Genomic DNA, 13,699 nt, shown 5'->3' on the forward strand with positions numbered 1-13,699 from the left:
GGTGGCCGGGTCATGAATCCCGTAGCGGAAATAAAGCAGTTAACGAAAATATATGGCAACTTGCGAGGCATCCATGATGTGAATATGACCGTTCAGCAAGGCGATATCTATGGCTTTTTTGGCCCTAATGGCGCAGGGAAAACAACAGTCATGAAGATCATGGTCGGGTTAAGTAAAGCACAGCAAGGCGAAGTGAAGCTGTTTGGTTACAACGTTGCAACCCATTATGAGCAAGCAATGGCGAAAGTCGGCGTACTGATCGAAACGGCGGAGGCCTATACGTACATGAGCGGCAGGCGCAATCTGGAGTTGGCGGCGCGCTTTTATCCCGGGGTCGGAAAGCAGCGTGTCGATGAAGTGCTGGAGACCGTAGATCTAACCCCTTTTCAACATGAAAAGGTGGCTGGTTACTCGCTTGGCATGAAGCAGCGGCTCGGTCTCGCGGCGGCGATGCTGTCGAAGCCGGAACTGCTTATCCTCGATGAGCCTACGAATGGTCTGGATATCGAGGGCATGGTGCACATCCGCGAGATCATCATGCGGCTTGCGCGCGAAGAGCGCATCACGTTCCTCATCTCCAGCCATCTCATTCACGAGATGGAGCTGATGTGCAGCAGGATGGGCATCATCCATCAAGGACGACTTGTCCGCGAGGGACTCGTCTCCGAATTAGTGAATGGCAGCGCAACGCTGGAAGAAGCATATTTGCGTGAAATTAAAGAAGTCAGGGGGCTGGCCGCTCATGCATAGTCTAACAGCCAACATGTGGAACGAAACGATCAAAATCGCGTCCAAGAAGAAGACGCTCTTTTTCCTTGCGGTAACTTTGCTGATGCCGGTGCTCGCGGGATTCCTGCTGGCGCGCTTCCAAAGCGGCATCGGCATCGGCGCGATCGCCTCGCAGGATTTTCCCATCATTATGCTTGGTTTATTCACCGGCATTTTTCTGCCGCTGTTCGTATTCATGGGAGCCGCAGATGCATTCTCCGGCGAAATGGGCGACCGTACGATGAAAATCACGGTGACCCGTCCAATCACACGATTCAAGGTGTTTGCTTCCAAGCAATTGGCGCTAGCGGTTTATATTGCGCTCTACCTTATCGCAGCCTTGCTGGCTTCGACCGTATCGGCGCTGTTCTTCCAGCATTTTGGAGGCTTCGGCACGTTGGTCGACTGGGTGTTGGCCTATGGTTCGGCTTTCGTTCCTCTGCTCGTGCTTAGCGTCGCAGCCGTATGCTTGGCACAATTTTTCTCCGGCAGCAGTTCGGCTTTGACCGTGAGTATCCTATTGTACCTGGCCTTCAAAGTGGCGGCGTTCTTCATCCCGCAAATCGCTACCTATTCGCCGACGGCTTACATGGATTGGCATATGCTCTGGATCGGCGGTTCTATGGCCGGTGGTAAAATTGTCAGTATCTTTATGTTTTTGATGGCGTGTAGTATATTATTTTTTACAGCGGGATTCTATTTGTTTGACAAAAAGGAGATTTGATCCGGATGTCGATTCGTTTACGGCTGGTGCTTTCTTATATAGCCATGCTTCTTGTGCCGCTTGTGCTTTTAGGGCTAGCCGTGATCTTGATCAGCATCGCGACGCTAGGCAACTTAACCTCGGTTTTCCAGGTCGATCTCTCCCAGGGCAATCCGATCAAACGCGTCGTCGACGAGGAAGCGGAAATCGTCGCTTACATGAAGGCGAAGTCCGAGCTGGAACCGGATATATTTCTCGACGAAACGTTCGTTAAAGATCTGGAAGCACGTCTCCATAAAATCAATATGGGCATAATCGTTCGAAAAGATAAAGAAATTACGTACGCATCTCCTTATTTGAAACAGGCCGAGGCGGAAGATACATCCAAACTGCCTTCTTTTGGGACCTCATCTGGTCATTTTCAGAGAAATCGGGGTTCAATGTGGATAACTCGCCAGCACGACTTTCTTTTTTCGGATAAGAGCAAAGGATCCGTATTCGTTTTTCTGGACGGCAGCACGTTTCAAAAATATTTGCATCAATTTCACAAATCGGTTATTTTTGCATTTGTTACGATTCTAGTCGTGACGAACGGGGTTCTCACTTATTTTGTATCAAGAAGTATCATTCGTCCTTTGAAAGCACTCAAAAGGGCAGCCGAGGAAATAAAAGAAGGTAACCTTGATTTCGAGGTTGTTCCTAAATCCGATGACGAGATCGGCGAGCTTAGCATTGCATTCGAAGAAATGCGGCGCAAATTGAAGCAATCCGTCGTGATGCAGCTTCAATACGAGGAAAACCGCAAAGAGCTCATATCGAACATCTCACACGATCTGAAAACACCGGTAACAGCGATCAAAGGCTACGTAGAAGGCATCATGGACGGTGTCACCAATTCGCCCGAAAAGTTGGATCGGTATGTACGAACGATCTATAACAAAGCGGCTGACATGGACCGGCTCATCGATGAGCTATTCCTCTTCTCCAAGCTGGATCTGGGCAAAGTGCCGTTTCAATTCGAAACCGTCGACATCGGCGGGTACGTACAGGATTGCGCGCAGGAATTGCAATTCGATATGGAGAAAAAGGGAGTCCACTTCGAGCTGAAGGAGCTTCCGAAGCAACCTCTCATCGTCACTGCAGACCGTGAGAAACTCAAGCGCGTACTGCTGAATGTGATCGAAAATGCGATGAAATACAGTGATGAATCGAACTGTATCATCCGTTTGGAAGTGAAAGAAAAGGACGGCAACGCCGTCATTCAAATAGAAGATAACGGCCAAGGCATCTCCGAGGAAGCGCTGCCGCATATATTCGACCGGTTTTACAGGGCGGATCCGTCCCGGAATACCTCGACAGGCGGGAGCGGGCTCGGCCTTGCGATTGCCAAGCAAATTATGGAAGAGCACGGCGGGAGAATCGGGGCGACCAGCACCCTTGGCAAAGGAACGACCGTCTATATGGTATTACCGCTGAACAAGCAGGGAGTAGGGGGCATGCAGGATGAGCCGCATCTTAATCATTGAAGACGAACAGAGTATCGCCGAACTGGAACGGGACTATTTGGAGATCAACGGGCATGAGGTGGATATAGAGAACAGCGGGGACAAAGGGCTCCAAAGAGCGATCAGCACCGATTATGATTTGATCATTCTCGACCTGATGCTTCCCAAGGTGGACGGCTTCGAAATCTGCAGGAGAATTCGCAGCGAGAAGGATATCCCCATCCTGATGGTCTCCGCCAAAAAGGAAGATATCGATAAAATACGCGGCTTAGGCCTCGGCGCTGACGATTATATCATCAAGCCTTTCAGCCCGGGCGAGCTCGTCGCAAGAGTAAAAGCGCATCTGGCGCGTTATGAGCGGTTGATGGGCAAACGCGAAACAAAGAACGATGAAGTCCGCATCCGCGGCCTGATGATAGATAAGACCGCACGCCGCGTCTTCGTTAACGACAAGGAAGTCATTTTCACGACCAAGGAGTTCGATCTGCTCACCTTCCTGGCGATGAACCCGAACCGGGTCTTCAGCAAAGACCAGCTGTTCGACCATCTGTGGGGCATGGACTCCATGGGAGAGATCGCCACTGTAACGGTTCACATCCGCAAGCTGCGGGAGAAAATCGAGCAGGATCCGTCCAATCCGCAATATATTGAAACGATCTGGGGGGCGGGGTACCGGTTCCGGATTTAAATCCGGGAAGAGGCAGCATCACCACTGTCACCGTCACCCCAACCCTCACCCCAACCCTCACCCCAACCCTCACCCCAACCCTCACCCCAACCCTCACCCCAACCCTCACCCCAACCCTCACCCCAACCCTCACCCCAACCCTCACCCCAACGCCCAACAGCAAATCGGCCACCCACCCAACCCCAACCCCGACAGCCAACGCCGAATCAGCCCCCCACCCAACCTCCCCAGCTTCTTCAACAGCGTCAATTATTCGCAAATACTCTTAAGCCACTTACGACGCTAATGAAGTGAGGTTTACGCGCCAAAGGTAGAATAAAGAACAAGTTTCCAAAATTAAAGAATATGATTCTTTAAATAAAGACTTTTGTTCGCTCCAGCCCAAAATAGACCATTTCCACTCCAAATCTAAGTCAAACTATTCGCTATTAGCGACCATTGTTCCAAACAGGTAAATTCGAACCACCATACTGGAACATTTTTCAAATCAGGCTTGCAATTACTACGAATGTGTAGTAATTTATAGCTATAGAATTTAATACGACATCGTAGTTTATTTGCAAAAGAAAGGGATGCCCATGCAACAGCTGTTCGAGCTTATTTTTAAAAATGGTCTGCGTCCGCTTAGTATGTTTCCGGACACGTCGTACCTGGAATTGCAGCTCACGAGCTCAGATTTTTCAGCGCTATTGCTGCTGAAATTTCACGGGCAGCTGACGATGTCCCAAATGGCCGATTACTTGGGCGCGCCGCTCAGCACGGTGACGAGTATCGCCAAACGGCTTGTGCGCAAAGGCTACATCTATAGAGAGAAGTCGCAGCAGGACCAGCGCATTATCGTCAATCGGCTGACGGAAGACGGGGAGCTGATCGCCGAAGAGGCGCTCGGCACGATGAATACGATGTTCAGCCGAATTGAACGCGCACTGACAGCCGAGGAGCTTCAGCAATTTATCCATCTCTCGCTGAAAGTGGCCAAAGCTCTGCAGCATAACGCGGAACCTGAGGAGACTTCGAAATCGTCGAAATTGAGATCAATTGAAATCGAATAATTTTTTTTGCGGAAATACTACGAAATCGTACTAATGGAGGTGCTGGATATGCGTATTATTATTTATACGGGCAAAGGCGGCGTCGGCAAAACAAGTATCGCCGCGGCGACGGCTTACCGGCTGGCAGCCGAAGGAAAACGAACGATTGTCTTAAGCACGGATGCCGCCCACAGCTTGTCGGATTCCCTTGGCATTCCGCTTGGATCGGAGCCGACCTTGATTCACGAACGGTTGTGGGCGCAGGAAATCGATAGCCTGAAGGAAACGCAGCGGCATTGGGGAAGTGTGCGCAATTGGTTCTCGAACTTTATGCAATGGGCCAACCTGGATGATATCGGATCCGAAGAGCTCATGGTATTTCCGGGCTTCGAAGAATTGTTCAGTCTGCTTAGAATCAAAGAGCATGCGGAAAGCGGCCTGTATGATGCGATTATCGTGGACTGCGCACCGACCGGAGAGACGTTACGCCTGCTTAGCTATCCGCAGCTGCTCAGATGGTGGGTTCGCAATATCTTTCCTTACGAGCGTAAAATTCTGAAGCTTGCCCGTCCGGTTATGAAAGTGACCAAAGGACTGGAACTGCCCGGCGACGATGTGATGGATAGCTTCAGCCAAGTCGTCGATCAGCTGGAAAAGCTGCAGCAGGTGATTGCCGATCCCGAAGTCACCAGCATTCGCCTCGTCGTCAATCCGGAAAAGATGGTCATTTCCGAAGCCCGGAGAGCGTTCACGAATCTGAATTTATACGGTTTTCACACCGATGCTGTCATCGTCAATAAAGTGCTGTCCGAAGAAGCGGCCGAAGGGTATTTCGCCCAATGGAAGCAAATCCAGACCAGGTACGAGGAAGAAATCAATCATTGCTTCAGTCCGCTGCCGATCTTGAAGGTACCTCTAATGCCTCTCGAGGTTATGGGCAAAGAAATGCTTGAACGTGTTGCAGCGGCGGCTTTTCATGAACGGGAATGCGGGGCGATTCTTCACCGGGGAATCGTGGAGGAAGTGAAGAAAACAGAGGCAGGCTATGAACTGCGGATCTCGCTTCCTTTTACAGAGAAGAAGCAGCTTCAGCTCAATCAAAAAGGCGATGAATTAACGCTGCAGGTCGGCGGTTATAAGCGAATCGTTGCGCTGCCGCGAGTTTTGCTGGGGCGCTCTGTAGAGGCGGCGCGTCTTGCAGACGGCGTGTTGACGATCCATTTTGGCCAGATGGAATAAAAGAAGGAGGATGCGGTTATGAGCACCCGAACAAACCTGCAAGACCTGGAGAACATCGTAAGCTGTCTGGAGGATGTAAAGAACATCGTGGTGGCAAGACTCGTGCCCGAAGAGGCAAGAACGCATTTTCGGCAAGCTGAAAAAGAAGCATTGCTGGGAGTCCGCTCGTTGCTGGATGCAGCGATTGACCGATTAGATGAGGACAAAGCCGATCAAAAAAGGAAAGACAGGAACCGAATGAAGCAAATTTTGGTTGAAGAGTAATTTTTTATACGAGGAGGAAAGAATATGCCGATTCAAAAGCACAGCGGATGGATGTTGGAGTGGACTTCTTATATTCACACGGCGATCGGGTTACTCTTATTTTGGAAACCAGTCAGTGACATGGTGAAAGCTGGGGTGTGGAATTCTGTAGATCTAGCCATAGACAGATCGAACGCGTTCTGGTTCCTATTCTCCGGGGTATTACTGTGGATCATCGGGCGAATGTTGCGCTGGTTGACCCGAAAACAAGGTATTCCGATCCCGCGATTCGTTGGTTGGCAGTTACTTATTTTCTCTATTGTGGGGGCCATTTGTATGCCAATTTCCGGGTTCTGGGTTGTCATTCCTCAAGGTATTTACATCTTAAAGCGATAGGCGGATCCTATGCCTCTCCAAGACTCTTGATCGATTGGATCAAGAGTTTTTGTGTTTACTTGACAAACACCGCATATAAATTAACAAATGGTCAATATACTTATTTACAAAAGTCAATTGTTAAGATATTGTAAATGGTATTTACATTTATCGTTTTTCTGGATGGCCATTGACTTCTAGTTTTTACGTAAGGGGGAGAGCGCAATAATGCTTAGTGTAGATGTCCATTTATTAATCAAATTAGGTGTCTCGGCAATTTTTGGGTTAATTATCGGTCTGGAGCGAGAAGTTCGGAATAAACCGCTTGGTCTGAAAACTTCTCTGGTCATCTGCTTAAGCAGTTGTTTATTGACGATTGTTTCTATTGAATCAGCCAATAAGTATGCGGTTGCAGGCTTGCACGTCATGGATCCGATGCGGCTTGCTGCGCAGGTTGTCAGCGGAATCGGTTTTCTCGGTGCAGGGGTTATTCTCAGAAAACATAACGATGTCATTATCGGCTTAACGACCGCTGCGATGATTTGGGGAGCGGCAGGACTGGGTATCGCCGTGGGTGCAGGTTTCTTCGTAGAGGCTTTTTTCGGCCTTATCCTTATTATGATCAGCGTTGTCGCACTGCCATATTTGATTAAGAAAGTCGGTCCTAAACCGTTAATTATGAAAGATCTGCGCGTCAGGCTCATCGTATCGCATGATGCAAATTTAACCGCTATCATAAAAAAGATCATTGCCAAAGGCTACAAAATGCAAAGCGTTCACATCAAAGAGCTGAACAGCGAGCATCAGGAGCTGAATTTTATTGTGTACATTGATCGAAAGTACGCTTCCGAAGTGTATGACGAGCTCAAAAGCATGGAATATATTGAGATCGTTGAGGTCGAGACGCTTTAGATTTTGCTAAGCAAAGGTGGAGGCTTCGGAATGAGGAGCGCGCAGAACGCTCCCTTCCAATCCGCCTCATATTAGTTCGTAACGCCGAGTGCAGCTGCGAATTTCTTGCCATATTCCAAGCAGAATTGCTTTTCTTCTTTGGAAGGGTTCAGCTCAATTTTCAGACCATCAAGCACTTTCTCAGCCCCAAGCTCGGCAAGCTTTGCTTCAAGCGTGTCTACAGCAGCCCCGAACTGAGCGTAAGAGGAGTCAGCGGATCCGAACACAGCGGATTTGCGGCCTTGAAGGTTCAGATCATCCATTTCCTCGTAGAAATCCTCGAATTCATCCGGCAGATCGCCATCGCCCCATGTGTATGCGCCAAGCAGAATGCCATCATAATTCTCCAATTCTTGACCGTTCGCATCCATGACGGATTTCACAACGGGCTCGATCCCAGCCTCTCTAATGCCTTCCGCAATCGCCTCTGCGATTTCTTCGGTATTTCCAGTCATACTAGCAAACACAATAATGATTTTTGACACCCGGTATCCCTCCATCTCTAATGAAATCATCTTCATATTAATTGATAATGATTATCATTGTCAATGTGTAATTGCGGATATGTAAGTACAATTTCACTTAAGCTTCCGACTCCAGGCTGCCAAACTATCTTCTCCGTTCACATAAATGCGCTTCAGCTGAAAAGGCTTTTGCGAGGAGGTCGTTCGGCCTTGCTCGATGGTAAAGGCGTACCGGAATCCGGCGTCTTTTAAAATGGTAAGCGTTTTCGAATTGAAAGCTCCGTATGGATAGCAGAATACATCGGCCGTCGTTCCTAACTGCTCTTCGATCAATCTGCGCGCCTCCGTTATCTCTTCTTTCTGTTTCTCCACGGATAGCTTTGAAAGATAGGGATGCGTCATACCATGAGGATGGATGTCCCAGCCGGCTTCGTGCATTTCCTTGACCTGCTCCCAGTTCAAATAATCGGGCTGTCCGACAGCTCCGGGCGACATAAAGAGTGTCGCAGGATAACCGTACTGCTTCAATAAAGGCATAGCAAGCTCATAGTTATCCGTATATCCATCGTCAAACGTGAGTAATACCGGCTTGGACGGAGGCGTCAATTTCTTTTCAAGAATAAGGATAAAATCGGACATCGTAAGCGGCGTATACTCATGTTCTTTCAAATACTCCAATTGCTTTGCTAGTTTGTCCGGATGAAGTACGAGCGTATTGCCAGGCTCATTGCCGATGCTGTGATAATTGAGTACGGGAATGGAAATCTCCTTGGTTTGTTCTGGTTGCCTCGTAGGGGACGGAGGCGAAACGGCGGGAGTGCTTGAAGGTTCTACGTGGGTTGATACAGGTATGGGCGGGTTGAGAAAGGTAGTTGGTATCGACTCTTCGTCATCCGCTAACCTTGTATCAACGATCGATGGCATGGGCGTATGGACGTCTGCCGGCATAGGTGTGGAGCCCTCTGCATGAGGGATCAACTCTAATTCAGCCTGTAAAATTGGATGTGCCGACTCCATAGGAGTTGGCTGGACGAGATAGACCAATAGACTAGCTCCGATGATGGCCATCCATACGATGGCGGCTGCAGAAATCCATTTTTTCATAGAGAGCCTCCTAAAAGTTTTCGAAGAAAACTTGCTTCGTAAGCATAGGCGATCGAACCAATTAGAATATACACTTCCAATCTATTCGTTTCCCTATGAAAATATGTCCCGAGCCGTATGAAGCTAGGAACTTGCATATTTTGATGAAAAAAACCGCCTAATGGCGGTTAGTGAATTAAGGTTCATCAATGTACTCTTCATCGTTCGGAATACTGTTGAATAGGCCTTCATTTACTTTGATTTGGGCTTGATCTGTATTTGGTGCTTGGTCTGTGTCGCAGTTTACGATACATTTCATTATTTCTTCGGAGTTGTCTTGAAGGTTAATATATTCGACCATGGATGAACCTCCTTTCATAGAAAGTAGGGTTTCCAAGGATTCCATTTTTTAGTCGTTGGAAAGTTTGAAAACATCCAGCAGCTTGAAGAACAAGCTTAGCAGAATGGTAATGACGGTCGCCAGAGCCATGCCTTTCATTTCAAAATGTCCCCATTTCAGCGCCGCACCGCTAAGACCAATCACAAGAACTACGGTCGTTAGAATGAGGTTGACCGGTTTAGAATAATCTACTTTGGTCTCCACAAGCATCCGGATCCCTGATGCGGCGATAACGCCGAACAGCAGTAAGGATACGCCGCCCATGACTGGCGTCGGAATGGTTTGAATAAGCGCCGATATTTTCCCGACAAAAGACAGCACAATAGCAAGGATCGCAGCTCCGCCAATAACCCATACGGAATAGATGCGGCTGATCGCCATGACGCCGATGTTTTCGCCGTAGGTTGTATTAGGCGTTGAACCGACCAGAGACGAGAGCATGGTTGAGACTCCATTCCCAAGTAAGGATCTGCTTAGCCCGGGGTCCTTGGATAAATCTTTCCCGACCATATTCCCGGTTACGATCAAATGACCGATATGCTCCGCAATAACGACAAGAGCCGCCGGCGCGATGATCAGGATACTTGACCAATCGAAAGTGGGGCTGTAGAAGGTTGGCATTTTAAACCACTCAGCCGCTCCCCATATGTCCGCAATATGTACCAAACCGAACAAGGCTGCCAGCACATAACCGGCAACAATGGCAACCAGAATCGGAATGACCTTTAATATCCCGCGAAATACTACGGAACCTATAACCCCAACCAATAAGGTGAAAATGGATACCGTTACAACGGTTGAATCAGGAGACCAGCCGGCCGGCGCCCCGCTTGGAGCGATAAGGCCCGCCATTCCGGCTGCAGTCGGTACCAGCTCTAACCCGATCACGGCAACGATGGCGCCCATTGCAGCGGGTGGAAACACAACATCAATCCATGCGGTGCCTACAGCCCGGATCAATAAAGCTACAATCGTAAAAATCAACCCGACTACCAGAAATCCGCCCAATGCCGAACTATACCCTTTGGATGATAAAACGACGAAAACCGGAGAGAGGAAGGCGAAGCTTGAACCTAGAAAAGCCGGAATTTTCCCTTTTGTCATGAAAATATAAAGCAAAGTACCTATCCCGTTCATGAACAGGATCGTGGCTGGATCGACTTTAAATAAAATAGGAACCAGCACCGTGGAGCCAAACATAGCAAATAAATGCTGCAGACTAAGCGGAATACTCTCCCAAAATGAGGGGCGTTCCTCAACTTGAATGATGCGAGACACGGTGAAACCTCCCTGAAATTGATTTCTCGTACGATATCTTATCATATTTTAACTATGAAAGGACTATCGCTAGTTTAACAGGGGCTAGGTTTTGCTTTTCTCGCGCACCAATGATTTAAACTCAATTTCTTTATCGAAAAAGTAACCGGCATCGTCCCTGGAAGGCTGGAAAATCGTTTCCTGCCATCGCTGATAGGTATACAAGAACAGAGATACGGCGGTCATCAATAATAAGAGCTGCCATTTGGCCACGTTAGCCATTGTAAACACACCCATACGTTCAAAAATATTTTGAAAAAAGTATAGATGCAGGCTGTCAACGATTAGATTGGTCAAAAAATAAATCCAGAATTTACCGAAGGTCAAGCGGAAAATCCACAAGGTACCAACCAGGAAGAAACCGTAAACAAAAGAAATGTTCGTTATGTTCCCCCATGTAACGATCTTAATCTTTAAAATCCACCAGTTGTAAACATAAGCAATTTCAAAGAAAATGGTGACCACTAGCGCTGCAAGAATAGAGACAGGCATATAGCGTTTGATCATGGATTTTTTCATGGCAAACAATGTAATCCAGGGGAGAATCAATGAGGTCCACATGATGATTTTTACGATCATCGTAATCAGCTCTCCAATCAGCAGTTTCCACCTAGTATTTCCAAAATAATAATTTACAAAATCTGCTTGTTAAAATTAGTTCACAGCATTATAGTAGTGCTTAATAATACTACTATATTCGAAAAGAGGGATTCGCAGATGAATCATTGTTTTGTTGTTTTGCTCGAGGTCGATCACACTTGGCTGGCGCTGCCCAGAGAGGCTCGCAGGGAGTATGCGTCAGAACTTTATGAGATCATCGGGCATCATGCAGACGAAGTAAAGGTACGGTATTTTGATGCGGATGCGTTCAGCGGAAAATGTACGGATTTTGTTATTTGCGAGACTCAGCATATTGCGGCCTATTACAATATGTGGGAAGCGTTAAAGGATACTCAGGCTTTCTCCGGCGGTTTTTATCGGATCAAGGATGTTATATACGGAATTCAAAATGCTTACCAAACCTATGAAATCGAGGTTTTGGGGATGGAAGAAGAAGCTTGTACGACCTAAATCAGGGAAATCATGTTACAATAATAACCAAGTTGAATATTAACCGGGTTAAAGAAAGAAGGGCTGTAGCATGGAGGAAGTTTTGCAGCATTTGAAAAATCTCGGCTTCACGGATCTTGAAGCCAAATGCCTGCACGTGCTTGCGGAGTCCGGCAAGCGGACAGGTTACGAAATCGCCAAACGTCTTGGCGTTTCGCGTTCGAACGTGTACTCAGCGCTGCAGAAGCTCGCGGAGAAAGGCGTCGTGCTCACCAGCCACGGTGAGCCGACGCATTACCAGAGCGTGCCGATCGACGAGATCGGCGACAAGATTGAAGCGGAGCTGCAGGCTTCGATCCGCTATGTGAAGTCGCATATGCCGAAGCAGGATGCGGAACGGACCGAGTACTTCAGCCTGGAGGGCGACGCCAAGGTCATTGAGCGCATCCGCACCGAGCTGAAGAAGGCGAGGGAAGAAGCGCTCTGTGAGCTGTGGTCGGAAGAAGCGCAGCTGCTGAAGGACGAACTGGCGCATGCGCAGGAGCATGGCGTGCGCATTCTGGCTTCGACCGTCGGCGAAGCCCAGCTGCCGAATGGCGTGCATCAGTTCCCGCATGGCCGCGATGAAGCATGGCAGGCTCGTATTGGGCGCAAGTTTACACTGCTCATCGACCGTAAGTTGGCGATTATCGGTACGCGAGGCGGCGGTGAGCCAACCAAGGCGATGCTGACGGAGCATCCGGCGATGGCGGAGCTGCTCTTGAATAATTTTTTCCATGGTGTCGTGATGCATGAGCTGCAGCGGGATATGGGCGCTAAGCTGGAAGATAAGTACGGCAAGAACTTCAAGAAGATCATGCAGAAGTATACAGAGGTTAAGTCAACTGAGGCGAAGCAAGCTGAAGGAAAGCCAGCCGAAGGGAAGAGGAGAAAGAAGAAATGATGCGGGAGCAAGAACAGGAGCGAGATCAAGAGCAAATGCAAGAGCGAGAACGAGAACGAGAACGAGAACGTATTCTGCTCGCGGCCGAAGCGCTCGTGAAGGAGAAGCTGGAGCGCGATAGCAGCGGCCACGATTGGTGGCATATCTACCGCGTCGTGCAAACAACGAAGCGGATTGCCGCCGCCCAAGGCGCCGACCGCTTCGTCTGCGAGCTCGCGGCGCTGCTGCATGACGTCGCCGACGAGAAGCTGAACGCCGACCCGGCTGCTGCGCAGCAGGAGCTGGAGGCGTGGCTCGCCGCCAGCGGCACGCCGGCGGCGCAAATCGACCACGTGCTGGAGATCATCGGCACGATGTCGTTCAAGGGCGGCGCGCGGCCGCCGATGCGCACGCTCGAGGGCCAGGTCGTGCAGGATGCCGACCGGCTGGATGCGATCGGCGCGGTGGGCATCGCGCGCGTGTTCGCTTATTCGGGCTGGAAGGGACGCCCGATTCATGATCCTTCCGTCATGGTGCGGGAGCAAATGACGGAGGCCGAATATCGCAGCGGGAACGATACGGCGATCAATCACTTTTATGAGAAGCTCCTGAAGCTGAAGGAGCTGATGAATACGGACTTCGCCCGTAAGCTCGCAGAGGAGCGGCACCTTTTCATGGAGCAATATTTGGAGCAGTTCTATGCGGAGTGGGACGGGGAAAGATAGCGATATGTTGAGCCGGCGACGGCTCTTTTTTGTTGTACCAGGAATTTATGCAAGAAACCGATGTGCGTGGATGTGACGTTAATATTTCGAGCTTGCTCGTCAAATATGGTTATATAGAACAATGTACCCTAAACAACGAACAAGGTGCTTTATTAAAGACCTTTGTTCGTTCGAGCCCATTTTATCCATATCTTCGACGATATAGCGTCGCTTTATATCCTTAATAACGACCATT

Annotated in this window: 17 protein-coding genes; 12 read left to right on the forward strand and 5 right to left on the reverse strand. The window is 49.0% G+C overall.

The window, feature by feature from the left end:
- The first annotated feature begins 12 nt into the window (after nucleotides 1-12).
- The 9 genes from ICC18_RS05390 to ICC18_RS05430 all read left to right on the forward strand — a co-directional run bounded on the left by ICC18_RS05390 (nucleotide 13) and on the right by ICC18_RS05430 (nucleotide 7,464).
- Entirely contained in the window at nucleotides 13-750 is a 738-nt protein-coding gene (locus tag ICC18_RS05390; RefSeq protein ID WP_188173362.1) for an ABC transporter ATP-binding protein, read from the forward strand.
- Nucleotides 743-1,492, forward strand: a complete 750-nt coding sequence (locus tag ICC18_RS05395; RefSeq protein ID WP_188173363.1) for a DUF2705 family protein — start codon at nucleotides 743-745, stop codon at nucleotides 1,490-1,492. Before ICC18_RS05390 ends, ICC18_RS05395 begins: the two co-directional genes overlap by 8 nt.
- 5 nt (nucleotides 1,493-1,497) lie before the next feature.
- Complete coding sequence (locus ICC18_RS05400; protein WP_188173364.1) at nucleotides 1,498-2,997, forward strand: sensor histidine kinase; 1,500 nt, start codon at nucleotides 1,498-1,500, stop codon at nucleotides 2,995-2,997.
- Nucleotides 2,975-3,664 (forward strand): response regulator transcription factor, encoded by a 690-nt coding sequence (locus ICC18_RS05405; RefSeq protein WP_188173365.1) that lies wholly within the window; start codon nucleotides 2,975-2,977, stop codon nucleotides 3,662-3,664. Before ICC18_RS05400 ends, ICC18_RS05405 begins: the two co-directional genes overlap by 23 nt.
- A 578-nt stretch (nucleotides 3,665-4,242) precedes the next feature.
- Nucleotides 4,243-4,716 carry a MarR family winged helix-turn-helix transcriptional regulator gene (locus ICC18_RS05410; protein WP_188173366.1) on the forward strand — a complete coding sequence of 158 codons (474 nt, stop codon included), beginning with the start codon at nucleotides 4,243-4,245 and terminating at the stop codon, nucleotides 4,714-4,716.
- Between the two features lie 48 nt (nucleotides 4,717-4,764).
- Nucleotides 4,765-5,934 carry an ArsA family ATPase gene (locus ICC18_RS05415; protein WP_188173367.1) on the forward strand — a complete coding sequence of 390 codons (1,170 nt, stop codon included), beginning with the start codon at nucleotides 4,765-4,767 and terminating at the stop codon, nucleotides 5,932-5,934.
- A gap of 18 nt (nucleotides 5,935-5,952) precedes the next feature.
- The gene (locus tag ICC18_RS05420) at nucleotides 5,953-6,198 is read left to right on the forward strand and encodes a hypothetical protein (protein WP_188173368.1); all 246 of its coding nucleotides are present in this window, start codon (nucleotides 5,953-5,955) and stop codon (nucleotides 6,196-6,198) included.
- A 24-nt stretch (nucleotides 6,199-6,222) separates the two neighbouring features.
- Nucleotides 6,223-6,573: a DUF6463 family protein gene (locus ICC18_RS05425; RefSeq protein WP_188173369.1), complete on the forward strand. Its 351-nt coding sequence runs from the start codon at nucleotides 6,223-6,225 to the stop codon at nucleotides 6,571-6,573.
- Between the two features lie 207 nt (nucleotides 6,574-6,780).
- Nucleotides 6,781-7,464, forward strand: a complete 684-nt coding sequence (locus ICC18_RS05430) for an MgtC/SapB family protein (RefSeq protein ID WP_188173370.1) — start codon at nucleotides 6,781-6,783, stop codon at nucleotides 7,462-7,464.
- Between the two features lie 71 nt (nucleotides 7,465-7,535).
- Here the strand turns inward: ICC18_RS05430 and ICC18_RS05435 are convergent, their stop codons facing one another.
- The 5 genes from ICC18_RS05435 to ICC18_RS05455 form a co-directional block, all read right to left on the reverse strand.
- Entirely contained in the window at nucleotides 7,536-7,988 is a 453-nt protein-coding gene (locus ICC18_RS05435; RefSeq protein WP_188173371.1) for a flavodoxin, read from the reverse strand.
- Nucleotides 7,989-8,081: 93 nt separating this feature from the next.
- Nucleotides 8,082-9,071 carry a polysaccharide deacetylase family protein gene (locus tag ICC18_RS05440; RefSeq protein WP_223192352.1) on the reverse strand — a complete coding sequence of 330 codons (990 nt, stop codon included), beginning with the start codon at nucleotides 9,069-9,071 and terminating at the stop codon, nucleotides 8,082-8,084.
- A gap of 175 nt (nucleotides 9,072-9,246) precedes the next feature.
- On the reverse strand, nucleotides 9,247-9,411 hold the full coding sequence (locus tag ICC18_RS05445) for a hypothetical protein (RefSeq protein WP_188173372.1): 165 nt from the start codon (nucleotides 9,409-9,411) through the stop codon (nucleotides 9,247-9,249).
- A 48-nt stretch (nucleotides 9,412-9,459) separates the two neighbouring features.
- A complete protein-coding gene (gene uraA, locus ICC18_RS05450; protein WP_188173373.1) occupies nucleotides 9,460-10,773 on the reverse strand; it encodes a uracil permease in 1,314 nt (437 codons plus the stop codon).
- A 39-nt stretch (nucleotides 10,774-10,812) separates the two neighbouring features.
- Nucleotides 10,813-11,346: a hypothetical protein gene (locus tag ICC18_RS05455; protein WP_188173374.1), complete on the reverse strand. Its 534-nt coding sequence runs from the start codon at nucleotides 11,344-11,346 to the stop codon at nucleotides 10,813-10,815.
- Nucleotides 11,347-11,484: 138 nt separating this feature from the next.
- Here ICC18_RS05455 and ICC18_RS05460 point away from each other — a divergent pair, with 138 nt between their 5' ends.
- From ICC18_RS05460 to ICC18_RS05470, 3 genes are all read left to right on the forward strand, one after another.
- Nucleotides 11,485-11,838, forward strand: coding sequence for a darcynin family protein (locus ICC18_RS05460; protein ID WP_188173375.1), 354 nt, complete (start codon nucleotides 11,485-11,487; stop codon nucleotides 11,836-11,838).
- A 70-nt stretch (nucleotides 11,839-11,908) separates the two neighbouring features.
- Nucleotides 11,909-12,760 (forward strand): TrmB family transcriptional regulator, encoded by an 852-nt coding sequence (locus ICC18_RS05465; protein WP_188173376.1) that lies wholly within the window; start codon nucleotides 11,909-11,911, stop codon nucleotides 12,758-12,760.
- Nucleotides 12,760-13,464, forward strand: coding sequence for an HD domain-containing protein (locus ICC18_RS05470; RefSeq protein WP_223192407.1), 705 nt, complete (start codon nucleotides 12,760-12,762; stop codon nucleotides 13,462-13,464). Before ICC18_RS05465 ends, ICC18_RS05470 begins: the two co-directional genes overlap by 1 nt.
- Nucleotides 13,465-13,699: the final 235 nt, after the last annotated feature.

The sequence above is a fragment of the Paenibacillus sedimenti genome (genome assembly GCF_014534655.1).
In the GTDB taxonomy this organism is placed as follows: domain Bacteria; phylum Bacillota; class Bacilli; order Paenibacillales; family NBRC-103111; genus Paenibacillus_E; species Paenibacillus_E sedimenti.